The organism is Micromonospora qiuiae, assembly GCF_016863555.1.
GTDB classification, from domain to species: Bacteria; Actinomycetota; Actinomycetes; order Mycobacteriales; family Micromonosporaceae; genus Micromonospora; species Micromonospora qiuiae.
On the sequence record NZ_BOPC01000052.1, the window covers coordinates 12,847 to 35,152 of the forward strand.

Consider the following 22,306-nt stretch of genomic DNA (forward strand, 5'->3'; position numbering starts at 1 on the left):
ATGACCAGCACCGCCGAGCAGGTCGACCGGCTGGCCGCCTGGGAAAACCGGGAGTCACTCCTGTACCGGCTGCTGCCGTACGCCGGACTGGCCGTCGGAATGCTGGTCACCGCCGTCGCTCCGGCCCCCGCCGGCTACTCGCTGGTGCCCGATCCGGTGCTGGCCGTGCTCGCCGCGGCCTGGATCGCCTGGTTCGTGAACCTGCACCCCGCCTGGGTGAAGCGGCGCAAGCTGATGGCGATCTACTACATCGGGCTGATCGGGTTGGCCGCTTTGCTGGTGTTGGACAGCCCCTGGTACGCCTTCTTCGCCTGGGTCGGGTTCGTGCACGCGTTCGTCGCGCTGCACGGGCGGTGGCGATTCGTCGGGGTGGCGGCCACCGGCGTCCTGGTCGGCACCGCGCAGAGTGGCGGGCTGCCGTCGTCGCTGGGGCACTGGCTCCTCTGGTCGGTGCTCGCCCTCTTCAACGCGGGCCTGGCCGGCGTGATCAGTTGGTTCAGCACGGTCACCGAGCGGCAGAACGCCAACCGAAAGCTGCTGGTCGAGGAGCTGGCCGAGACGAACCGCCGGCTCGCCGAGACGATGCGGGAGAACGAAGGGCTGCACGCCCAGTTGCTCACCCAGGCTCGGGAGGCCGGGGTGACCGACGAGCGGCAGCGGATGGCGCGGGAGATCCACGACACCCTCGCCCAGGGCCTCATCGGCATCATCACCCAGTTGGAGGCCGCCGAGCAGGCCCGGGACCGGCACGCCGACTGGCAACGCCACGTCGACACGGCGGTCGCACTGGCCCGGGAGAGCCTCACCGAGGCCCGCCGCTCGGTGCGGGCGGTCCGGCCCGAGGCGCTGGAGACGGCCCGGCTGCCCGAGGCGCTCGCCGAGCTGGCGCGACGCTGGTCGACGATCAACGAGGTACGCGCCGACGTCAACGTGACCGGCGACGCCCACCCGCTGCACCCGGAGGTCGAGGTGACCCTGCTGCGCGCCGCCCAGGAGGCGCTGGCCAACGTGGCCCGGCACGCCGAGGCGTCCCGGGTCGGCCTGACCCTGTCGTACATGGGGGACGTGGTGACCCTGGACGTCCGGGACGACGGCGTGGGTTTCTCCGTCACCGACGTGCCCGCCATCCGCCGTGCCGACGGCGGGTACGGGCTGACCGCGATGCGGCAGCGGGTGGCCCGGGTCGGCGGCGAGCTGGCCGTGGAGAGTGAGCCGGGCAGCGGCACCGCCGTGTCGGCGTCCGTGCCGGCGCTCGCCGGAGGTGCCCGTTGACCAGCCCGATCCGGTTGCTGATCGTGGACGACCACCCGGTGGTACGCGACGGCCTGCGCGGCATGTTCACCGGCGACCCCGGGTTCGAGGTGGTCGGCGAGGCCGGGGACGGAGCCGAGGCGCTGGCGGTGGCCGCCCACCACAGCCCCGACGTGGTGCTGATGGACCTGCGGATGCCGGGGATGGACGGGGTGACCGCGATCGGCCGGCTGGTCCGCTCGGGCAGTTCGGCGAAGGTGCTGGTGCTGACCACGTACGACACGGACGCGGACGTCCTGCCGGCGATCGAGGCCGGTGCCACCGGCTACCTGCTCAAGGACGCGCCCCGCGACGAACTGGTCCGGGCGGTGCGGGCCGCCGCCCGGGGCGACTCGGTGCTCTCGCCCAGGGTGGCGGGCCGGCTGATGGGACGGCTGCGATCACCCGGCCCGGCCGAGGAGCCGCTGAGCCAGCGCGAGTTGGAGGTGCTCACGCTGGTCGCGAAAGGCGCCTCGAACCGGGAGGCCGCCGCCCGGCTGTTCATCAGCGAGGCCACCGTGAAGACCCACCTGCTGCACGTGTACGCCAAGCTCGGCGTCAACGACCGGGCCGCCGCCGTCGCGGTGGCGTACGACCGTGGCCTGCTCACGCCCGGCGGATCCCCCTTCTGTTAATAGGGGGCCCTTCCTATACCGAAGGCGTTAACAGGGGGCCCTTCCTTGCACAATGGTGGGGTGCGGGCGTCGCGGTTGATCTCGTTGCTGCTGCTGTTGCAGGCGCGGGAGGTGATGACCGCCGCCGAACTGGCGCGCGAGCTGGAGGTCTCCGAGCGTACGGTCTACCGGGACGTCGTGGCGCTCTCCGCCGCCGGGGTGCCGGTCTACGCCGACCGGGGACGGGCCGGCGGCTACCGACTGCTCGGGGGTTACCGGACCCGGCTGACCGGAATGACCCGGGACGAGGCGGAGGCGCTCTTCCTCGCCGGGCTGCCCGGCCCGGCCGGCGACATGGGGCTGGCCGACGCAGTCGCGGCGGCGGAACTGAAGCTCCTCGCGGCGTTGCCGCCGAGCCTGCGCGACGCCCCCGTCCGCACCGGCCAACGATTTCATTTGGACGTGCCAGGCTGGTATCACCAGAGCGCACCGCCGCCGTGGCTGGCCGAGCTGGCCGGCGCGGTCTGGCAGGACCGGACGGTGACGCTGCGGTACCGGCGCGGCGACCGGGAGGTGACCCGGCGGGTCGACCCGTACGGCCTGGTCCTCAAAAGCGGAATCTGGTATCTCGTCGGCCGAATCGGCGAGGATCTGCGGACCTACCGGGTGGACCGGGTCACCACGGTCGAGCAGCACGAGGAGACCTTCGACCGGGAGTCCGGCTTCGACCTCGCCGGGTACTGGCAGGAGCAGGCCGAGGCGTTCCTGCGGGGCATGCTGCAGGCCAAGGTGACACTCCGGCTGAGCCCCGTCGGCCTGCGCCGACTGAAGCACCTGACCGACATCCCCTTCGGGTACGCCGAAGCAGTCGCCGCCGCCGGCGAACCCGACGGGCAGGGCTGGGTGACCACCCAGCTGCCCGTCGAATCCGTCGACGTGGCGTACACCCAACTGCTCGGGCTGGGCCCCGACGTGGAGGTGCTCGACCCACCCGAGCTGCGGACCCGCATGACCGAGGCGGCAGCCCGGATCGCCGCGCTCTATCTGGACGATCAGCGGTAGCCGGTGACGTCGGCGGGCTTGCCGACGTCCACCACCTCCGTGAGGTAGCGGTACGCGTCCGGCTGGCTGCCGTCGACGTCGGTGAAGCCGTACACCTTGGCCAGTTCGCCGGCGGAGACCGACCGCCCGCTCCACCGGGCCCGGTCGGCGTCGGCCGCCAGGGCGGCGACCGCCGGGGTCTCCGAGATGAGAAAGTGTGGATCCTTCGCCGCGCCGTCGCGCCAGTTGGCCTCGGTCACCCCGAAGTGTTCCAGCATCGCCTCGGAGCGCAGCCAGCCGGGCGTGAGCGCGACAGCCGTGCAGTCGTACGGCTTCAGCTCGTGCGCCCAGCCGAAGGCGAGCCGGTTGACCGACGTCTTGGCCAGGTCGTAGAAGACCGAGAGCCGGTAGTTCTCCTCGTTGTACGCCTTCGTGCCGTCACCGACCTCCACCACCAGGCCGCCGGGCCGACGGATCAGCAGTGGAAGCGCGAAGTGGCTGGTGATCACATGGGTGTCGACCGCCAGCTCGGACCTCGTCCGGGATCAGGTGGTCCACCCGGACCGCGATGCCGGTGCCGCCAGCCTCGGTCACCAGCTCGGCGGTCTCCTCGATGGTCTCCGGCCGGTCCAGCTCCGAGCGGCCGGCCCGGCTGCTACGCCCGGTGGCGTAGACGGTGGCGCCTGCGGCGCCGAGTTGCACGGCGATCTGCCGGCCGGCGCCCCGGGTCGCCCCGGCGACCAGCGCCACCTTTCCGATGGGCGGTTTTGTCGTGGGAGGCAGGTTGCCAGGGATACCTGACAACTGAAGTCAGCTTTTATCGGCGGAAGTGCGCGCCGCTGTTCCGACGGCTCAGCGGGTGGGTGGGACGAACTCTGGCTGGTCGAGCAGGCGGAGCCAACTCCCGTCGGGCTGACGCCGCACGACCTGCGCCCGGGCGCCGGATCCGTCGCGCGGCGGGGTCGAGGTGAGGGCGATGTCGCCGCTGATCAGTGTCGGCAACGGCTGCTCCGGCTCGAAATGCGGACGGTTGGTCAGCACCTTCTCCCAGAGCGCGCGAATCGCTTCCCGGCCCACCGTCTGGCTGCCCGGCGGGTACGCCAGTACGGCGTCCACCTCGTACAGCGCGGCGACCCCGGCGGCATCGCCGGCATTGGAGCGCGCCACGAAGAGGCGGGTGATGTCCTCGGGCCGCATCGCCTTCTCGTACTCCGGCATGGCTTCCTCCTCGAAGTCGTTCGGATGTCCCAGCTTCTCCCGGCACCATCCACAAGTCCAACAGATGGTTCTGCTAGTAACTAGAATCTGTGGTCATGGAACTGCGGCAGCTGGAATACTTCGTCGCGGTCGCCGAGGAGCAGAACTTCACCCGGGCGGCCGAACGCGTACGCATCAGCCAGTCCGGCGTCAGCGCGCAGATCCGGCAACTGGAACGTGAACTCGGTGCCGAGTTGTTCGACCGCTCCGCCCGCACCACCACCCTCACCGTGGCGGGCAAGGCGGCGCTCGAACCCGCGCGTGCCGCGCTCGCCGCCGCCCGGGCGGTCAGGCAGGCGGTGGGCGAGGTGACCGACCTCATCCGTGGTCGGCTCACCGTCGGCATGGTGATCGGCTGCACGATCACCCCGCTGTTCGACGCCCTCGCCGCCTTCCACCGGGCACATCCGGGCGTCGAGATCTCGCTGCTGGAGGAGAACTCGGACCGGCTCATCGAGGCGGTACGGGCCGGCACCCTGGACCTGGCCCTCGTCGGGACCGCCACGGCCGAGCTCGACGGGCTGCACGCGCTCACGATCATCAGCGAACCACTGGTGGTGGCGGTGCCGGCCGGGCACGCCTTGGCCGCTCGCCACCAGGTCAAGCTGCGCGACCTGGCCGAGCACCCGATCGCCTGCCTGCCGTCCGGCACCGGCCTGCGGACGGTCTTCGACCGGGCCTGCGCTGCGCGGGGTCTCCGGCCGGCGATCACATTGCAGGCCAGCGCCGCCGACGCCATCGCCGACCTGGCCGCCCGGGGCCTCGCCGTCGCCGTACTCAGCGAGTCGATGGCCGCCGCCTACCGCGACCGGCTCACCCCACTCGTCATCGAGGACCTCGATGCGCCCGCTCTGCTCGCCCTGGTCTGGAAGAGCACGTCCAGCCCTGCGGTGCGGGAACTGCTCGTACACAGTCGACGCGCGTTCATCGAGCCCGTCGGCGTGGGCGGGGCAGCGCCGGCTACCGGTTGAAGAACTCGGAGATCCGCTCGCGCAGGTCGGCGCGTTCCGTCCAGAGCACGCCGGGGCGGTCGTACCGGTGCAGGGTCGCCCGGGGCAGCACGGCGGCGAGTTGCTCGGCGACCTCCACCGGGTGCAGTTCGTCGCCCTCGCACGCGATGACCAGAGCCGGCGCGGTGACCGCCGCGAGCGCCCCGGCGTCGGGCAGTGGTATCTGTCCGGGCAGGTCGGCCAGCCCGGGGGCGAGCCCGTCGCGCAGCAGGTAGTCCAGGCGCTGCCGCAGGTATGCCCACCCCGCCGGAGTGTTGCGTACGGCCGGCGGCAGCTCGGCCGCGACGACCTCGGCCACCGCCGAGGCGTCTCCGCTCTCCACCGCCGACAGCAACTCGATCAGCCGCGTCCGGGCGATCGGGCACCGGGGCTGATCGAGGGCGGCGGGCAGGAAGAAGACGAGCCGCTCGAAGCGCTCCGGGCTCTCGACGAGCAGGCGGCACAGTGCGCCGGCGCCAAGGCTGGCCCCGAAGGCGCGGGTGGCGCCGCTGAGGTCAGCGACCGCCCGCAGGTCCCGCGCGAGGTCGAGATAGCTCCACAGGCCCTCGGGCGCCTCGGACCGGCCATGCCCCCGGAACTGGAAAAAGACCTTCCGGCCGGTGACGCCGCTGCCGAAGGGTCGGGTGGTGGCTATCCCGTTGCCCAACCCGTGGGCGAACACGGTGACCGGCTCGCCGGTGCCGGTGACCAGCCGCTCCAGCCGTACGCCGTGCGGCGTGGCGACCAGCTCAGTCTCCGGCTCGGGTAGCGCGGGCCGCCCGTTGCGCGGACCGCCCGGCCCGGGACCCCAGGTCCGCGGGCCGCCGTCAGGTGGTGGGGGCCAGCGGAAGGACCTCACCAGGTTCCTCTGCCGTCACCGAGTTCGCGCAGCCCGACCCGGACGTCGAGCAGGTAGATGAGGGCCGCGGCAATGCCGATCAGACCGAAGATGCTGAGCGTGGTCTGGGTGAGCAGAGTCAACAGGAGGGTGACCGCGAGGATCGCGATCCACCCGCCCTTCGGCAGGGTGCCGATGGCGGGGAAGGCGTCGGAGCGCTGCGTGATGGCGTGCACGAGGGCGACCCCCTGCACGACCAGCGCGAAGACGAACAGAATCAGGTCGATCACGTAGCGGACGTCGAAAGCGAAGATCGGCGCGGCGTTGGCCATGGGGGCAAGCTTATGCCGGCGACCCCGGATCCGTCCGACAGGACGGTCACCGGGGGTCGCCGGCAGCTCAGCGAGATCGTCCGGCCACGTCACTCGGCGGCCGGGCGGCTCCGCTTGGTGGCCGGGGGCAGCTTCGCCGACGGCGTGGCGGTCCGCTCGGCAGCCTGCTGCCGAGTGCTCGCCTTGGCCCTGGCGGCCTTCTTGGCGGCTGCCGGCTTGGCCTCGGCGATCTCGGCCACCTCGGCCGGGCTCGGTACCTCAGCCGGGCTCGGTACCTCAGCCGGGCTCGCCGCCTCAGCCACCGGCTTGGCCGCCCCCTCGGTGGTCGACTCGGCGGTCGGCTCAGCGGTCGCAGCCGGCTTGGCGGTCGGCTCAGCGGTCGCAGCCGGCTTGGCGGTCTGCTCAGCGGTCGCAGCCGGCTTGGCGGTCGGCTCAGCGGTCGCAGCCGGCTTGGCGGTCGACTCAGCGGTCGCAGCCGGCTTGGCGGCTTCGATATCGGCATTCACCGTCTCGGCGGCCTCGAGCACGCCCGTGCCGACCACCCGCTCGCCCCGCGCGACCAGCGCGCTGTACGCGGCCAGCGCTCGCTCCTGGGCGGCGTGGGCGCCAGCGGCCACCACGGCCGCGTTGCGGGTAGCCAGCCCCCGCAACCGGTCCAGGTCAGCCGCCTCACGCAGCTTCGACAGATCAGCAGCCTCACGCAGCTTCGACAGGTCGGCAGCCTCACGCAGCCGGTTGAGATCGGCCGCCGGGGCAGCCTTCTGGCGCAGCGACTCGGTGGTCAGATTGGCGTTGCGCAGCGCCTCGTTGGCCTTCTGGCGCAGCTCAAAGCCAGTGACCACGGCCTTGCCGCCGAGGTCGCTGACGACCCGGCCGCCGTCGGCGACGACCCGGTCACGTAGCTCGCTGACCACGGCGGGTAGCTTGCGCAGCTGCTCGAATGCCAGCTCACCGGCACCGGCGGCAGCGTAGAGAGGGGCGGGAATACGGTTGGTCTTCGGCTGAGTCATCACTTCTCCTCCTGGGCCGGCGCAGCGGCCTTGCGGACCACCTTGCGGGCGGCCTTCCGAACAGGGGTGGGGGCCGGCGCTGGGGCCGCACCCGCCTCGGTCACGGCAACCGACTCCAGCACAGCTTCGGTCGGGGTGCCGTCCACGTTGATGGGCCCGGTCGCAGCCAGGTTGGCCACGTCGGGTGCGGTGTGGTCGGGGCTGGTGAGGTCATTCCCGCCGGTCGGGGTGCCCTCGGGGTCGGCGGCACCGCCGGTGGCGACGCCGCCCTCGCGGCCAGCGGCACCCTCGCGGCCAGCGGCACCCTCGCGGCCAGCGGCACCCTCGCGGGCGGCGGCACCCTCGGGGGCGGCGGCACCCTCGCGGGCGGCGTCAGCAGCGGCGGCGGTCGCCTCGGCGAGCCGGGCATTCTCCCGGCGGAACGTCTCGTAGATCTGGGTGAGGGACTGCTTCTGGGCCATGGTCAGGTCCTGGTCGACCGCGATGGCCGCCAGCACGCCCTGGCCCTCCTTGTCGTCGAGCAACCCGGCCCGCAGGTACATCGCCGGGGTCGAGACCCGCAGGGCGCTGGCTAGCTGCTGGAGGACCTCCGCGCTGGGCCGGCGCAGGCCACGCTCGATCTGGCTGAGATAGGGGTTGCTGACCCCCGCCTGCTCGGCGAGCTGCCGCAGCGAAATCTTCGCGTTCCGCCGCAGGTCACGGATGAACCCGCCGACGTCGGGAAGGTCCTTGGGAGTAGCCATGACTCAACGCTAACTCGCCCCGCTAACAGCTGCAAGCGAAACGCTTGCCGGAGTTAGCAGGGTCTCATTGTCCAGTTGCGCGCCACTCGTCCCCGATCGTATGGTCCTCCGATGCCCAAGATCGAAGTGAATGGCGCAATGCTGGCGTACGACGACACCGGCAGCGGATCCCCCGTCGTACTGCTGCATGCCGGCATCGCCGACCGGCGGATGTGGCGGAAGCAGATCGACGCGCTGGCCACCCGGCACCGCGTGATCGCCCTGGATCTGCGCGGCTACGGCGAGTCCGAGCTGCCGCCCGCGTCGTTCGCCCACCACGACGACGTGGCCGGTCTGCTCGACGCGCTCGGCCTGGCTCACGCCGCCCTGGTCGGCTGCTCCTTCGGCGGGGCGGTGGCGATCGACACCGCCCTGGCTCATCCCGACCGGGTGAGCGCACTCGCCCTGCTCGGCACCGCAGTGTCCGGACACGAATGGTCGGAGGAGACCAACGACCTGTGGGAGGCCCTGATCGGCGACGTCGACCCGGAGGACTTCGCCGCCGCCGCCGCAGGCGAGGTGCGGTTCTGGGTGGTCGGCCCAGAGCGCGCCCCGGAGCAGGTCGACCCGGAGCTGATCGACTTCGCGGCCGCAATGGACGAACGTGCGCTCGCCGCCGAACTGGCGCTCGGCGCGGTGGACGTCGCCGAACTGGACCCGCCCGCCATCGGACGGCTCGGGGAACTGCGCGTACCGGTGCTGGTCGGCGCGGGCGCGGCGGACGTTCCCGAAATCCGGCAGCTGGCCGACCGCATCGCGGCCGAATCCCCGCAGGCGGTCCGCCTGCCCGACGTCCCCGACGCCGCCCACCTACTCCCCCTGGAACGCCCCGCCCCCGTCAACGCCGCCCTGCTCGACTTCCTCCCCTGACCCCCACCCCCACCCCCACCCCGCCGATCATGGACTTTCCGTCGGGACAAATGACAGCGGAAGGGATATCTCGGCGACCGAAAGTGCAAGATCGGCGAGGCGGGGCTTGCTACCGAGGCGGGGCTTGCTACCGAGGCGGGCCTTGCTACCGAGGCGGGCCTTGCTACCGAGGCGGGGCTTGCTACCAGAGCGGACGTACGGCACCGACCGGGAGGCCGCCGCCGAAGATCGGCACCTCCGCGAACTCCTCCAGCACCGGCGCGTCAACGCCGAGCCGACGCAGCGCGGAGACCAGCACCGGCATCCGGGCCCGGCCGCCGCCGTCGTCGATCTTGAGAGCCACGGCACCGACGCCCGGCAGCGCGGTGGCGATGACACCCTCCGCGCCCACCTTCGCCAGCAGTCCCGGTACGCCACGCATCAGCCGGGTGTCCTCAGCCCAGGTCCCACCGACGATCTCCGGGTAGGCCCGCATCGCATCGGCCACCCTCCCGGGTGCCGTGCCGGACTCGGCCCCGACGAGCCGGAGATACGCCCCGGCCAGCCCGGTCAGCGACACGGCCAGCACCGGAGCCCCGCACCCGTCGACCCCGATCGCCGCCGCCTCCTCGCCGGTGAACTCCTCGATCACGCCCCGCAGCCGCTGCTGGAGGGGATGCCCTGGCCGCCAGTACCCGTCCACCGGCCAACCGGCGGCTCGGCAAGTCAGCAGCATCCCGGCATGCTTGCCGGAACAGTTCATCTGGATCCGGGTGGGTCCGCCCCCGGCCCGCAACACCGCCGCGCGGGCCTGCTCCCCGACCGGCAGCTCCGGCGGGCAGTGCAGAGCCGCCTCGTCCAACCCGGCGTCGGCGAGCAGCCCGGCGACCCGGGCCAGGTGGAACTCCTCCCCCGCGTGGCTGGCCGCCACCAGGGCCAGGTCGGCGGGTTCGGTCAACGGCAACCCGGCGTCGAGCATCCCGACCGCCTGCATCGGCTTGTTCGACGAGCGGGGAAAGATCGGCGACACCACGTCACCCACGCCGGCCAGCACCGTACCCGCGGCGTCGAGGACCACCACCGAGCCACGGTGCACACCCTCCACGAAGCCGGACCGGACCACCTCGGCGAGCGGCACGCCACCCCGGTACGTCATTCCCACAAGGTGGACGGTACCGGGGGGAGTGGCCGGGCGGACGCCGGGGTGAGCAGGGAGTCCACCTCCGGACGTAACCGGCTGCCGACCAGACCGGGCTTACATACCGAGCAGCTGACGGGCCGCGGTGGGGTGCAACGGCGGACGCTGGGCGAGCTGGGCGAAGCCGACGGCCCGGGCGACCAGTTGCATGTTCGATTCCACCGGGCGGCCCTTGGCGTACGTCACCGTGTCCTCCATGCCGACCCGCAGGTGGCCACCGGCGGAGAGCGCGGCCAGCATCACCGGAATGGTGGTACGCCCGATGCCGGTCGCCGAGAAAGTGGTGCCCTCCGGCAGGTCGCGGAGCATCTGCTGGGCCGCGACGAGGGTCGCCGTGCTGCCCGGCATGCCACCGGGCACGCCCATCACGAAGTCGACGTGCACGTGGCCGCCGTGCGGCAGGCCGTACCGGCCGAGCAGGCGCTGCAACGCGGTCAGGTGGCCGAGGTCGAAGATTTCGTACTCCGGCACGATGCCCCGCTCCTGCATCCGGGTGTGCAGGTCGACGATGAACTCCCAGCGGTTGAGGAAGACATCGTCGCCGAAGTTGACCGTACCCATGGTGCACGAGGCCATGTCCGGCCCGGCGTCCAGTACGGCGAGCCGGTCGGCCTCCGGGTCGGTGACCGCTCCGCCGGTGGAGAGCTGCACGATCAGGTCGGTGTTCTCGCGCAGCGCTGCCACGGTCTCCCGCAACCGGCCCTGGTCGAGGGTGGGGCGCGCCTCGTCGTCGCGAATATGTACGTGGATCACGGCGGCGCCCAGCGCCGCGCACTCCTTCGCGGTGAGCAGCAGCTCGTCAAGGGTCACCGGCAGCGCCGGCACCTCGGTCTTGGCCGACTCCGCGCCGGTGGGGGCAACCGTGATCAACGTCCCTGTTGTCATGCCGGCGATCCTAGAACGGCTGCCCCGGGCACCGGTGTTAAGAAGGGGCCCTTTCTCTACCGCAGGCGTTAAAAGGGGGCCCTTCCTTGCAACACGTCCTTACGTCGGGTCGATGGCGGCGGCGCTGTCGCCGACGCGCAGTGCGGCGTCGTCGGCGGTGGAGCGCCTGAGCACCGCGAGAGCGATCTGACCCAGTTCGTAGTGGTGTACGGCGGTGCCGACGAAGCCGACGGTCCGGCCGTCGAGGGTGACCGGGGTGCCAGCGGCCGGCAATTGGTCGGTGGTCACCCCGTCCAGGTGCAGCAGCACCAGTCGGCGCGGTGGGCGGCCCAGGTTGTGCACCCGGGCGACCGTCTCCTGACCCCGGTAGCACCCCTTGTCCAGGTGCACGGCCGGAGCGATCAGGTTCACCTCGGCGGGAATCGTCCGGTGGTCGGTGTCGACGCCGACCCGGGCCCGCCGGGCGGCCACCCGCACCGCCTCGTACGCCCACAGCCCGACCGCGGGCACTCCGTTGCCGCGTAGCTGCGCGACCGTCTGGTCCATGCCCGCCCGCGGCACCAGGAGGTCGATCCCGAGCGGCCCACGCCTGGCCCACCCGCCCATCGGCAGCGGCTTGACGTCGTAGCGGGCGGTCGGCCGGGGCGGCAGCTCACCGGCACGGAACTTGGCGCCGGGGATCGCCACCACGTCCGGTTCGGCCAGTGCGGGCACGTCCAGCGTCGCCAGCGCCTCGGTCGCCTTCGGCCCGACCAGCGACAGCACCGCGTACTCGGCGGTGACGTCGCGGGGCTCCACCTGGCTGAAGAACCGCATCTTCTCCAGGTAGCCCAGCAGGCCCTCGGTCGAGCCCGGCTCGGTGTCCAGCCAGGTGGTGACGCCGTCCTCGGTGACCATCGCGTGCTGTTCCACGTGACCGTGCGGCGAGAGCACCAGCAGCTCGGTGCCCTGCCAGGGGCTCAGCTCGGCCAGGTGCTGGGTGGTGAGGGTGTGCAGCCAGGAGGTCCGCTCCGCGCCCGACACCGCGATCACTCCCCGGTGGGACCGGTCCACCAGACCCACCTCGGTGTCCAGCAGGCGTTGCTCGCGCATCGGGTCGCCGTAGTGCGCGGCCACACCCCGAACTCCGGCCGCCGCGTGGGCCGGCTCCGGCTGGTCGCGGCTGGCCTCGTCGATGCTTTCCACGGCCACCGCACCCGCGATGTCGATCATTGCTGCTCCCCGTTTCCGCAACGTCCGCACAGCCCGAAGAAGGAGACGTGGCCGATGTCCACCCGGAAGCCCTGCTCGCGCGCCAACCGGTCGGCCAGCGGGCGCAGCAACTCGGGCTCCATCTCGTCGATCGCGCCGCACTCCCGGCACACCAGGTGGACGTGCTGGTCCTCACCGGCGGCGTGGTACGTCGGCGAACCGTGCGACAGATGGGTGTGGGTGACCAGGCCGAGCCGCTCCAACAGCTCCAACGTGCGGTAGATGGTGGTGATGTTGACGCCGGCGGCCACCTCGCGTACCGCCGTGTGCACCTGCTCAGGGGTGGCGTGCCCCAGGTCCAGCACCGCCTGGAGGATCAGCTGTCGCTGCGCCGTCAGCCGCAGCCCACGGGCGCGGAGCAGTTCCGCGAGGGAGGATTCGGACACCCTCCGATCATAGTTCGGCCGCACGCGCTCCTCCCGGCACGACCGGTACGCCCACTATGCTCGGCCCCCATGGGGCCGTCACGGATCGGCGTGCTCGGCCGGGGACTGGTGCCGGCCGACGAACCGGTGCTACGCGGGGACGACCTCGGTGTGCTGCGCGGCGACGGACTCTTCGAGACCATGCATCTGCGCGGCGGGCGTCCCTGGCTGCGCGAGGCTCACCTGGCCCGGCTGCGGGCCGGCGCCGCGGCCGTGGAGCTGGCCCTGCCCGACGACGCGGCCCTGGTCGAACTGCTGGACACCGTCGCCGCCGGCTGGCCGGCGGAGGTGGAGGGCGCGCTGCGGCTGGTCTGCACCCGCGGGCCGGAGGGCGGCGGCCCGCCGACCGTCTACGCCACCCTGTCGGCGGTCCCCGAGGCGGCCCGGCAGGCGCGGCGCGACGGGGTGCGGGTGGCCACCCTCTCGCTGGGGGTGCCCGCCGAGGCGCGTCCCGACCTGGACTGGCTCCCGACCGGCATCAAGTCGACGTCGTACGGGGCGAGCACGGCGGCCCGCCGCTGGGCCGCCCGCACCGGCGTCGACGACGTGATCTGGATCTCCTCCGACGGCTATCTGCTGGAGGGTCCGACCTCCAACCTGGTCTGGCTGGCCGGCGACACGCTCTGCGCGGTGCCGGCCGGACGCACCGGCATCCTGCCCGGCACCACCGTCGCCTGGCTGCTCGATCAGGCCGGCCGGGTGGGCTGCGACGCTGCCGAGCGCATGGTCACCCCGACGGGGCTGCGCGACGCGGACGGCGTCTGGCTCACCTCGTCCGTACGCGGCCTGGTGGCGGTGCTCAGCCTCGACGGTGAGCCGCTGCCACACAGCCCGCGTACCCGGTCACTTCAGGACCTGCTCGGGTTCCCGTTGAGCGCGACGGTCAGCCGGCCACCCGGATGAGCCGGGCCGACAGGTGCGGCGAGAGCGGCTGCCCGACGGCGGCCATGTCCTGGGCGTAGAGCAGGGCGCCCTCGACGATGCCGAAGAGCCGGTGCCCGGCGGTGACCTCCTTCGCGGTGGAGGTACGCACCACGGCGTCGGTGACGAACTCGACCTGGGTGCCCTTGCGCCGGCCGATGTGCAGCTCCATCACGCCGGTGGGGGTGGTGAGCAGGGCCTCCAACTCGTCGGTGGCCCGGTCACCGTCCAGCACCGGCCGCCACCAGCCCACCTCTCGGCCCGCCGGACGCACCGGGCGGCTCTGCTCGTCGAGGATCCAAGCCCTCGACTCGTAGTGCAGGAACGGCCGGCCGTCGTGGCTGATCCGGATCTCCTGCGCGAAGTCGAAGTCCTCGATGGTGGGGAAGCCACCCCGGCCCCGGCCCCGCCACACCCCGATGTACGGCAGCAGGCCGTCCAGCGTGGGGTGCAGTTTGGGGCCGACGCGCAGATCGTGACTCTCCTCGAAGGGATACGGGTCGACCGGCGGCGCGTTCAGCCACGGCGGCGGTGCCAACGGATTGTCGTTCGACGGGCTGCTCACCATGCCACCTTCGTTCGCGACTGCGGGGCTCGCAAAACCGGCTCACTCCTCGCGCTCACCATTTACCTCTCGAGATGCGTACCGCCAGGTAGACCAGGCCACCGGCGAGCGCGCCCAGGCCGGCGACCAGCAGGCTGACGAACCCGATCTCGGTGACCATCCGGGCCATCCTATGCTGGTGGCATGGCCCGCACTCTCGTCGTCAAGGCCACCGCCGGCTCGGACTCGCCCGAGCGTTGCGCCCAGGCATTCACGGTGGCCGCGACCGCAGCCGCCGCCGGGGTGCCGGTCTCGCTCTGGCTGACCGGCGAGTCGACCTGGTTCGCCCTGCCCGGCCGGGCACAGGAGTTCGAGTTGCCGCACTCGCCGCCGCTGGCCGAACTGCTGCACGTGATCCTCACCACCGGCACGGTGACGGCGTGCACCCAGTGCGCGGCCCGCCGCGACATCGGCGCCGGTGACGTGCTGCCTGGCATCCGGATCGCTGGAGCCGCGGTGTTCGTCGAGGAGACGATGGCCGAGGGCGCGCAGGCGTTGGTCTACTGAGTCAGCGGGCGCAGCCGCTGGTCGCGCCGACCCGTACGCCGTCCGGGTGCAGGTCGGCCAGCACCGCCACGCCGTCGCGCCGGTAGGCGTACAGCTCCGGGGTCTGGACCACCGGTGCGCCGCCGGCCAGCGACGCGAGCGCGGCCTGCGGTGACGTCGCCGGCTCGCCCACGCCGGACCAGGCGGTACGGACGATCCCGCCGCCGGGACAGGGCGCGGTCACCGCCGCCTCGGTGCCCGCCGCCGAGCCACCGAGCGCGCGCAGCGCCTCGGCCAGCACGCCGACCTCGGCTCCGGCGGCGCCCGGTCCGGGCCGGACGTATCCGTCGCCGACCAGCCGGCAGCCGGTGTCGACGATCAACCGGATCCGGCCGTCCGCGACCGGCCGCCCCCGCACGACGACGAATTCACCCGCGTCGGCACGCAGCCGGGGGCCGTCGGTGGTGACCCGGACGCCGGCTCGCCAGGTCGTGGGCAAACGCTCGGCGATCCTCTCCAGCAGGGCTCGTTCCTCGCCGCCGGGCACCGCCAGCTCGACCTCGCGGCTCAGCGTCGCCCCGTCGGCGAACGGGGTGACCCGGCAGCCCCGGTGGATCTCGGGCGGCATCAGCACCGGCACCGCGTCGAACGCCGCCGCGACCAGTTCGCCGATCGCGCCGTCGACGACCGGACCGGCCTCGGCCAGGGTGCGCTGCTCGCGGACGGTCGGCGGGTCGTTGCGGGTCGAGAACCAGGTGAGGCCGGCGAGCAGCACCGCCCAGGCCACGGTCAGCGCGATCAGCCAGCGCGGCCAACGGGGACCGCTCGCCGGTGGCCGGGGGTCTGCGGATGGGGGATACCCGGTGGAAACTGCACCGCTCACCAGGCCATCGTGTCACGGGCGGCAGGATGCTCCGCCGCCAGCGCCCACGGTCAGCCTTGGTCCACGGCCGACGGCCCGGTGTCGGGAACACGGCCGTCGACCGTCTCGGGCGGCGCGCTGAGCCGGTAGCCGACGCCACGGACGGTCTGCACCTGCGGCCCGTCGGGCAGGGGACGCAGCTTGCGCCGGAGTCGCTTCACCGCCGAGTGCAGGATCGCCGTGTCGCCGAGGTAGGCGCCGCCCCAGACGGAGGCGAACAGCCGCTCGTAGCTCCACAGGGTGGGGGGTGGGCCGGCCAGCCGGGCCAGCAGCTCCCGCTCGGTGCGCGTCAGTCCCAGCGGTACGCCCCGCCAGGTGACCAGGTGCCCGGCCCGGTCGATCACGAGGTCGCGCCAGCTGCCCGAAGGTTGCGCCGACGCCTCGTGTCCGCCACCGCCCGGTGTGACGGTCTCCGCAGGCGGAGCGGGAAACATCGCCCGGAGCTGGGCCAGGTCCGCGCAGATCACCAACGGCCCCACCCCGTCGAGCCGCTGCACGACGCGCTGTCGGACGGTGGCGTCGGAGCTGACACAGACCAGGATCGGAATCTCCCCACCGGACACGCTGCCTCCCCGAGAGCGCCGCGCTGACCTGCGACTTCTCACCCATCGACAACGACGATCACCGATGGCACCCTCTCCCTCAGCTTAACGGTCATGATTGCGACCCGTCACTGACCGAGTACTGACCGACGCCGCCCATTGATCACCGGCTGTCCTGGCAAGAGCATGACTCTCAGCGGGCGGGCATCACCACCAGCCACCCACATCGCCCCGGCCGCGCCGCGATGCCGCAGCCGGGCGCGCGGATGTGCGGAACCCGACAGATCGGGACCGAAACGTGGGGAGGAAGCTTGTTCACACGATCATCCACCCGGTGGCGGGCGGTGGCGCTGCTGACCGCCGCCGTGCTGGGCGTCACCACCCAGCCCGCGCTCGCCGCGCCGGCCCCGGAACCGGGGCAGCCCAGAGCCACCGTCGACCAGGAGTTGCTCGACCGGCTCGATGCCACACCGACCGCGACGTTCATGGTGTACCTGCGGGAGACCGCCCCGCTGACCCAGACGGCCGGGCTGCGTGACCCCGACGGCCGGGCCCGTGCGGTGCACCAGTTGCTCACCAGCACGGCCACTCGTACCCAGCGCGACCTGCGCGCGGTGCTCGACGGGCGGAAGGTACCGCACACCGCGTACTGGATCGCCAACGCGCTGCGGGTCGAGGGCGACAAGGCGCTGCTCGACGAGATCGCGCGCCGGCCCGAGGTTGCCCGAATCACCCCGAGCCGCAGCTACCCGTTGGTGCGGCCCACCCCGGACGCCACGCGGGCCCGCACCACCGCGATCGAGTGGGGGCTGACCAACATCGGTGCGCCCCGGGTGTGGGACGAGTTCGGTGACCGGGGCGAGGGCGTCGTGGTGGCGAACATCGACACCGGGGTCCGCTACGACCACCCCGCGCTGGTCGGCTCCTACCGCGGCAACACCGGAGGCGGCTTCGACCACGCCTACAACTGGTTCGATCCGGCCGGTGTCTGCCCCAGCACCGCGCCCTGCGACAACGACGACCACGGCACGCACACCATGGGCACGATGGTCGGCGACGACGGTGCCGGCAACCAGATCGGCGTCGCGCCGGGTGCCCGCTGGATCGCCGCCAAGGGCTGCGAGTCGGACGACTGCTCCGACGCCTCCCTGCTCGCCGCCGGCCAGTGGGTGCTCGCCCCGACGGACGCGAGCGGCCGGAATCCGCGGCCGGACCTGCGCCCCGACATCGTCAACAACTCCTGGGGCGGCGACGGCGGCGACCCCTGGTACCAGCAGACCGTCACCGCCTGGCGGGCGGCCGGCATCTTCCCGGTCTTCTCCGCCGGCAACGACGGCCCGGCCTGCGGCAGTGCCGGCTCGCCCGGCGACTACCCGAACGCGTACGCGGTCGGGGCGTACGACGTCAACGGCAACATCGCCGGCTTCTCCGGCCGTGGCTCCGGCACCGACCCGCTGAAGCCGAACATCGCCGCGCCCGGCAGCGGCATCCGTTCCAGCGTCCGCAACGGCGGATACGCCTCGATGAGCGGCACCTCGATGGCCGCACCGCACGTCGCCGGCACGGTGGCGCTGCTCTGGTCGGCGGCACCGGGCCTGCGCGGCGACCTCGCTGCCACCGAGGAGTTGCTGGACCGGACCGCCCGCGACGTCGATGCCACCACCTGCGGCGGCACCGCGGCCGACAACAACGTCTTCGGGGAGGGGCGCCTCGACGCGTACGCGGCGGTGCTCCAGGCACCCCGGAGTTCGGTCGGCCGGATCACCGGCGTGGTCAGCGACAAGCACGCCGGTGACCCGATCGCCGGCGCGACGGTGACCGACGGTACCCGCAGCACCACCACCGGACCCGACGGCCGGTACGCGCTCAACGCGCCGACCGGGGATATCACCCTCGCGGTACGCGCATATGGCTACGCCGGTCAGTCGGCGATCGTCACCCTGCCCGAGGGTGGCGCCGTCACCCGGCACTTCGCCCTGGTCGCGGCCCCCACGGTCACGGTGAGCGGAAGGGTCACCGACGGTTCCGGCCACGGCTGGCCGCTGTACGCCAAGATCGAGGTGGCCGGGCGGCCCGGCACCGTCTCTACCGACCCGGTCACCGGTCGCTACTCCTTCACCGTGCCGAGCGACTCCTCGTACCGGCTCACCGTCACCGCCCGGTACCCCGGCTATCGCACCGTCAGCCGGGAGGTGCCGGTGGGCGACGACGGCGCCCGGGTCGACGTGAGCCTGCCGGTCGATGCCGCCTGCACCGCCGCCGGCTACGCCGGCCGGTTCGGCGAGCCGCTGCTGCGCGAGCCGTTCGACGGCACCAGCGCCCCGGCGGGCTGGACGGTGGCCAACCGCACCGCCTCCGGCGGCTGGGGCTTCACCGATGCACGCTCGCGGGGCAACCTCACCGGTGGATCCGGCGGGTTCGCCATCGTCGACAGCGACGCGCTCGGCAGCGGCAACACCCAGGACACCGACCTGATCACCCCGCCGCTGGACCTGGCCGGCGTCGGCGCGCCGGTGCTGCGTTTCCGCAGCGACTGGCGGGCCGTCGGGGTCAGCGACACGGCCGACATCGACGTCTCCACCGACGACGGCGCCACCTGGGCCAACGTGTGGCACCAGACGGCCAGTCGGCGGGGCCCCCGGGTCGAGGAGGTGCCGCTGACCGTGGCGGCGAACGCCTCCGCCGTGCGGGTCCGCTTCCGGTACAAGGGCACCTTCGCCTGGTGGTGGCAGGTGGACGACGTGGAGGTGGTCAACCGGAACTGCTCACCGGTGCCCGGCGGGCTGGTGGTCGGCACCACCACCGACCGCACCACCGGTGCCGCCCTCAACGGAGTGACCGTGATCAGCGACGACCGGCCGCAGGACCGCGCGGTATCGGCCGCCATCGGCGAGGACACGGGCGAACCGGACGGCTTCTACTGGATCTTCTCCGGCCTGACCGGTACCCACCCGTTCACCGCCAGCCGGACGCCGTACACGCCGGTGACCAGGGACGTCGCGGTGGTCGCCGACAACGTGCGGCGGGCTGATCTCGCGCTCGCCGCCGGCCGGTTGACCGTCAGCCCGATCACCATCGAATCGCATCAGCCGTACGGCAGCACCCGCACCACCCGGGTGACCGTACGCAACACCGGAACCGCACCGGCCAGCGTGGAGTTGCTGGACCGATCCGGCCGGTTCGAACTGCTCAACCAGGGCGGCGCACCGCTGCGCGAGCAGAAGGTGAAGGGCATCAGCAAGGCCCGGACCGGCACCGCGTACGGCGGGGCGGCGCCCGAGGCGGGGCCGACCGCCGCGGAGGCGTGGGACGAGATCGCCAAGCTGCCGGCGGCGACCTACGACAACGCCGCGGCGTGGTTGAACGGCAAGGTCTATTCGATCGGTGGTGGCGATGGCACCGGCACCGAGCGCAAGGCATGGGCGTACGACCCGGCGGCCAACGCCTGGATCGCCCTGCCCGACCTGCCGACCGCACGCTCCAAGCCGGCGGTGGCGGCGATCGACGGCAAGCTCTACGTGATCGGCGGTTGGGCGAGCAGCGGCGTCAACGCCACGGTCGATGTCTTCGACCCGGTCGCCGGCACGTGGAGCACGCTGCCGGGGGTGACCAACCCGGCGCCGACAGCGGCGGCCGGTAAGGCCGTACTCGGCGGGAAGGTGTACCTGGTGGGCGGTTGCGCCGACGCCACCTGCACTGATTCCGACCAACTGGTGGTCTTCGACCCGGCGACCGGGTCGTTCGCCACCCGCGCCGCCTACCCGCACCCGGTGTCCTGGCTGTCCTGCGGCGGGATCGGCGCTGCGGTCTACTGCGCCGGTGGCACCGGCAGCACCGAGTACACCGACGCCTACCGGTACGACCCGGCGAGCGACGGGTGGAGTCCGCTGCCGGCGCTGCCGCTGGAGTTGTGGGGTTCGCAGTACGCGGCGGCCGGCGGGATGCTCGTGCTGGCCGGCGGCGTGACGGCGGCGTCGACCACGGTCACCAACCGCACTGTCGGCTTCGATCCGGCCACCGGGGCCTGGCGTGACCTGCCGAACGCCCGATTCGGCCGGTACCGGGGCGCGGCCGCCTGCGGTACGTACAAGATCGGCGGCTCGCCCAGCTCCTTTGTGGGCAGCGCGGACAGCGAACGGCTCGGCGGCCTGGAAACGTGCGCGGCCGACGCGGACGTACCCTGGATCAGCGGCGCACCGGCCACCTTCACCCTGGCCCCGGGCGCCTCGCGGACGGTGACCGTCGCGCTCACCGCCACCGCCGAGGCCGGCGTCGCCCAGCCGGGCCGGTACGCCGGCGAACTGGCCGTCGTCTCGGACACCCCGTACGCGGTCACCCCGGTGTCAGTGGAGATGAACGTGTCGCCGCCGGCCAACTGGGGCAAGATCCAGGGCACTGTCACCGGCACCACCTGTGGTGGCGTGACGGTCGGCATCCCGGCGACCGTCCGGGTGAACCTCCTCTCGGCCGGCACCGGCACCACGCTGACCGCGGACGGCACCGGCCGGTACGCCTGGTGGCTGGCGAAGGGCCGGTACGAGGTGATCGTGGCCAAGGACGGCTGGGTGCCGCAGGTGCGCCGCCACCAGATCGGAGCGGGCATTGTCGGCACCCTCGACTTCGCCCTTGATCCGGCCTCCACCTGTACCAGAGCCACCGGCATCTGAGGATCAACACCATATCGACGGAATGGCGGTATCCGGCGGGGGCGGTCACCACAATTCCGCCGGAACGGAGCCCTCCTGAGACAACCCAGTGGCCCGCACCCCGCAGCGGGGGCACGGGCCACTGGGCCGATCAGAGCGTGGGTCAGTCGGTGACCGTGACGGTCACCTCGTGGATGCCTCGATCCGCGGTCACGGCGGCGTCGCCGTTGCCGTGGCGGGAGAGCGCCCGCAGGGTCCAGTTGCCCGGCGCGGCGAAGAACCGGAACTGACCGGCCGGTGAGGTCACCACCTCGGCAGTGAACTCACCGGTCGAGTCGAGCAGGCGGACGTACGCACCTGGTACCGCCTCGCCCTGCGTGGAGCGGACGACACCGGTGATGACGGTCTCCTTCTCCAGGTCGATGCTGGCGGGCAGCGGGGCGGCCTGGTCCGGGGCCGCGCAACCGGCGGCCGTGGGTGCGGTCATCACGCCTCCCCGGGCTCGTCGCCGAGCGCGATCGGCACGCCGATCAGCGAGCCGTACTCGGTCCAGGAGCCGTCGTAGTTCTTCACGTTGCGGTGACCGAGCAGTTCCTGGAGCACGAACCAGCTGTGCGAGGAACGCTCGCCGATCCGGCAGTAGGCGATGGTCTCCTTGCTGTCGTCCAGCCCGGCCTCGCCGTAGATCTTGCGCAGCTCGTCGTCGGACTTGAAGGTGCCGTCCTCGTTGGCCGCCTTCGACCACGGCACGCTGATCGCGGTCGGGATGTGGCCGCCGCGCTGGGCCTGCTCCTGCGGCAGGTGGGCGGGGGCGAGCAGCCGGCCAGCGTACTCGTCGGGGCTGCGCACGTCGACCAGGTTCTTGGTGCCGATGGCGGCGACGACCTCGTCCCGGAAGGCCCGGATGGAGTTGTCCGGCTCGCTCGCGACGTACTGGGTGGCCGGGCGGGTCACCGGATCGGTGACCAGCGGCCGGGCGTCCAGCTCCCACTTCTTGCGGCCGCCGTCGAGCAGCTTGACCTCACGGTGGCCGTAGAGCTTGAAGTACCAGTACGCGTACGCGGCGAACCAGTTGTTGTTGCCGCCGTACAGGATGACGGTGTCGTCGTTGCTGATGCCCCGCTCGGAGAGCAGCGCCTCGAACTGGGCCTTGTTGACGAAGTCCCGGCGGACCGGGTCCTGGAGGTCGGTCCTCCAGTCGAGCTTGATGGCGCCGGGCAGGTGGCCCGTCTCGTAGGCCGAGGTGTCCTCATCGACCTCGACGAAGACGACGCCCGGGGCGTCGAGGTTCTTCTCGGCCCAGTCGGCCGAGACGAGTGCGGTGTCGCGACTCATCAGATCACTCCCTGGTGAGGATGGATGGTGAGCCAGCGCGCGGAGGTCGTTGGATGTGGATGTGTCGCACCACGCGCGGGACCCATAGC

General features: G+C 72.4%; 23 protein-coding genes and 1 pseudogene. 8 read left to right on the forward strand and 16 right to left on the reverse strand.

The window, feature by feature from the left end; genetic code table 11:
- The 3 genes from Vqi01_RS18990 to Vqi01_RS19000 are packed head-to-tail and all read left to right on the forward strand — an operon-like array spanning nucleotide 1 to nucleotide 2,966.
- On the forward strand, nucleotides 1-1,272 hold the full coding sequence (locus Vqi01_RS18990; RefSeq protein WP_239098490.1) for a sensor histidine kinase: 1,272 nt from the start codon (nucleotides 1-3) through the stop codon (nucleotides 1,270-1,272).
- Nucleotides 1,269-1,925, forward strand: a complete 657-nt coding sequence (locus Vqi01_RS18995; RefSeq protein ID WP_204036158.1) for a response regulator — start codon at nucleotides 1,269-1,271, stop codon at nucleotides 1,923-1,925. Before Vqi01_RS18990 ends, Vqi01_RS18995 begins: the two co-directional genes overlap by 4 nt.
- Nucleotides 1,926-1,985: 60 nt before the next feature.
- On the forward strand, nucleotides 1,986-2,966 hold the full coding sequence (locus Vqi01_RS19000; protein ID WP_204036159.1) for a helix-turn-helix transcriptional regulator: 981 nt from the start codon (nucleotides 1,986-1,988) through the stop codon (nucleotides 2,964-2,966).
- Here Vqi01_RS19000 and Vqi01_RS19005 read toward each other — a convergent pair.
- A pseudogene (locus Vqi01_RS19005) lies at nucleotides 2,957-3,728 on the reverse strand (SDR family oxidoreductase). The gene Vqi01_RS19000 and the pseudogene Vqi01_RS19005 overlap by 10 nt on opposite strands.
- Nucleotides 3,729-3,797: 69 nt before the next feature.
- Nucleotides 3,798-4,142, reverse strand: coding sequence for a YybH family protein (locus Vqi01_RS19010; RefSeq protein WP_204036201.1), 345 nt, complete (start codon nucleotides 4,140-4,142; stop codon nucleotides 3,798-3,800).
- 116 nt (nucleotides 4,143-4,258) lie between these two features.
- On the opposite strand from Vqi01_RS19010, the gene Vqi01_RS19015 reads away from it, so the two are divergent.
- Nucleotides 4,259-5,173, forward strand: coding sequence for a LysR family transcriptional regulator (locus Vqi01_RS19015; RefSeq protein ID WP_204036160.1), 915 nt, complete (start codon nucleotides 4,259-4,261; stop codon nucleotides 5,171-5,173).
- Here Vqi01_RS19015 and Vqi01_RS19020 read toward each other — a convergent pair.
- From Vqi01_RS19020 to Vqi01_RS19035, 4 genes are all read right to left on the reverse strand, one after another.
- Nucleotides 5,163-6,050, reverse strand: a complete 888-nt coding sequence (locus Vqi01_RS19020) for an alpha/beta fold hydrolase (protein WP_204036161.1) — start codon at nucleotides 6,048-6,050, stop codon at nucleotides 5,163-5,165. The two genes, Vqi01_RS19015 and Vqi01_RS19020, sit on opposite strands and share 11 nt — an antisense overlap.
- Nucleotides 6,047-6,361 carry a DUF2516 family protein gene (locus Vqi01_RS19025; RefSeq protein WP_204036162.1) on the reverse strand — a complete coding sequence of 105 codons (315 nt, stop codon included), beginning with the start codon at nucleotides 6,359-6,361 and terminating at the stop codon, nucleotides 6,047-6,049. Before Vqi01_RS19025 ends, Vqi01_RS19020 begins: the two co-directional genes overlap by 4 nt.
- 89 nt (nucleotides 6,362-6,450) lie before the next feature.
- Nucleotides 6,451-7,371, reverse strand: coding sequence for a hypothetical protein (locus Vqi01_RS19030; RefSeq protein ID WP_239098491.1), 921 nt, complete (start codon nucleotides 7,369-7,371; stop codon nucleotides 6,451-6,453).
- A complete protein-coding gene (locus Vqi01_RS19035) occupies nucleotides 7,371-8,114 on the reverse strand; it encodes a helix-turn-helix domain-containing protein (protein WP_204036164.1) in 744 nt (247 codons plus the stop codon). The genes Vqi01_RS19030 and Vqi01_RS19035 overlap by 1 nt, the downstream gene beginning before the upstream one ends.
- Before the next feature lie 111 nt (nucleotides 8,115-8,225).
- On the opposite strand from Vqi01_RS19035, the gene Vqi01_RS19040 reads away from it, so the two are divergent.
- Nucleotides 8,226-9,023, forward strand: coding sequence for an alpha/beta fold hydrolase (locus tag Vqi01_RS19040; RefSeq protein ID WP_204036165.1), 798 nt, complete (start codon nucleotides 8,226-8,228; stop codon nucleotides 9,021-9,023).
- 181 nt (nucleotides 9,024-9,204) lie between these two features.
- Here Vqi01_RS19040 and Vqi01_RS19045 read toward each other — a convergent pair whose 3' ends face one another.
- The 4 genes from Vqi01_RS19045 to Vqi01_RS19060 all read right to left on the reverse strand — a co-directional run bounded on the left by Vqi01_RS19045 (nucleotide 9,205) and on the right by Vqi01_RS19060 (nucleotide 12,722).
- Entirely contained in the window at nucleotides 9,205-10,158 is a 954-nt protein-coding gene (locus tag Vqi01_RS19045; RefSeq protein WP_204036202.1) for an asparaginase, read from the reverse strand.
- A 99-nt stretch (nucleotides 10,159-10,257) separates the two neighbouring features.
- Nucleotides 10,258-11,085 carry a beta-keto acid cleavage family enzyme gene (locus tag Vqi01_RS19050; protein WP_204036166.1) on the reverse strand — a complete coding sequence of 276 codons (828 nt, stop codon included), beginning with the start codon at nucleotides 11,083-11,085 and terminating at the stop codon, nucleotides 10,258-10,260.
- A gap of 99 nt (nucleotides 11,086-11,184) precedes the next feature.
- Entirely contained in the window at nucleotides 11,185-12,297 is a 1,113-nt protein-coding gene (gene ygfZ, locus Vqi01_RS19055) for a CAF17-like 4Fe-4S cluster assembly/insertion protein YgfZ (RefSeq protein WP_204036167.1), read from the reverse strand.
- A complete protein-coding gene (locus Vqi01_RS19060) occupies nucleotides 12,294-12,722 on the reverse strand; it encodes a Fur family transcriptional regulator (protein ID WP_204036168.1) in 429 nt (142 codons plus the stop codon). Before Vqi01_RS19060 ends, ygfZ begins: the two co-directional genes overlap by 4 nt.
- A 69-nt stretch (nucleotides 12,723-12,791) precedes the next feature.
- Here Vqi01_RS19060 and Vqi01_RS19065 point away from each other — a divergent pair, with 69 nt between their 5' ends.
- Nucleotides 12,792-13,664, forward strand: a complete 873-nt coding sequence (locus tag Vqi01_RS19065) for an aminotransferase class IV (RefSeq protein WP_204036169.1) — start codon at nucleotides 12,792-12,794, stop codon at nucleotides 13,662-13,664.
- On the opposite strand, the gene Vqi01_RS19070 is transcribed toward Vqi01_RS19065, so the two are convergent.
- A complete protein-coding gene (locus Vqi01_RS19070) occupies nucleotides 13,645-14,250 on the reverse strand; it encodes a heme-binding beta-barrel domain-containing protein (protein WP_204036170.1) in 606 nt (201 codons plus the stop codon). The genes Vqi01_RS19065 and Vqi01_RS19070 overlap by 20 nt on opposite strands.
- A 52-nt stretch (nucleotides 14,251-14,302) precedes the next feature.
- A complete protein-coding gene (mtfM, locus tag Vqi01_RS31340) occupies nucleotides 14,303-14,407 on the reverse strand; it encodes a small membrane protein MtfM (protein ID WP_046570768.1) in 105 nt (34 codons plus the stop codon).
- A 23-nt stretch (nucleotides 14,408-14,430) separates the two neighbouring features.
- Here mtfM and Vqi01_RS19075 point away from each other — a divergent pair, with 23 nt between their 5' ends.
- Nucleotides 14,431-14,793 carry a DsrE family protein gene (locus Vqi01_RS19075; protein WP_204036171.1) on the forward strand — a complete coding sequence of 121 codons (363 nt, stop codon included), beginning with the start codon at nucleotides 14,431-14,433 and terminating at the stop codon, nucleotides 14,791-14,793.
- Between the two features lies 1 nt (nucleotide 14,794).
- Here Vqi01_RS19075 and Vqi01_RS19080 read toward each other — a convergent pair whose 3' ends face one another.
- Nucleotides 14,795-15,655 carry a hypothetical protein gene (locus Vqi01_RS19080; RefSeq protein ID WP_239098492.1) on the reverse strand — a complete coding sequence of 287 codons (861 nt, stop codon included), beginning with the start codon at nucleotides 15,653-15,655 and terminating at the stop codon, nucleotides 14,795-14,797.
- 50 nt (nucleotides 15,656-15,705) lie between these two features.
- Entirely contained in the window at nucleotides 15,706-16,257 is a 552-nt protein-coding gene (locus Vqi01_RS19085; protein ID WP_204036172.1) for a winged helix-turn-helix domain-containing protein, read from the reverse strand.
- Between the two features lie 290 nt (nucleotides 16,258-16,547).
- Here Vqi01_RS19085 and Vqi01_RS19090 point away from each other — a divergent pair, with 290 nt between their 5' ends.
- Nucleotides 16,548-20,903, forward strand: a complete 4,356-nt coding sequence (locus tag Vqi01_RS19090; RefSeq protein ID WP_239098493.1) for a S8 family serine peptidase — start codon at nucleotides 16,548-16,550, stop codon at nucleotides 20,901-20,903.
- Between the two features lie 142 nt (nucleotides 20,904-21,045).
- On the opposite strand, the gene Vqi01_RS19095 is transcribed toward Vqi01_RS19090, so the two are convergent.
- Together Vqi01_RS19095 and Vqi01_RS19100 are read right to left on the reverse strand one after the other, a co-directional pair.
- The gene (locus tag Vqi01_RS19095) at nucleotides 21,046-21,369 is read right to left on the reverse strand and encodes a DUF1416 domain-containing protein (RefSeq protein WP_204036174.1); all 324 of its coding nucleotides are present in this window, start codon (nucleotides 21,367-21,369) and stop codon (nucleotides 21,046-21,048) included.
- Entirely contained in the window at nucleotides 21,369-22,217 is an 849-nt protein-coding gene (locus Vqi01_RS19100) for a sulfurtransferase (RefSeq protein WP_204036175.1), read from the reverse strand. Before Vqi01_RS19100 ends, Vqi01_RS19095 begins: the two co-directional genes overlap by 1 nt.
- Nucleotides 22,218-22,306 lie beyond the last annotated feature (89 nt).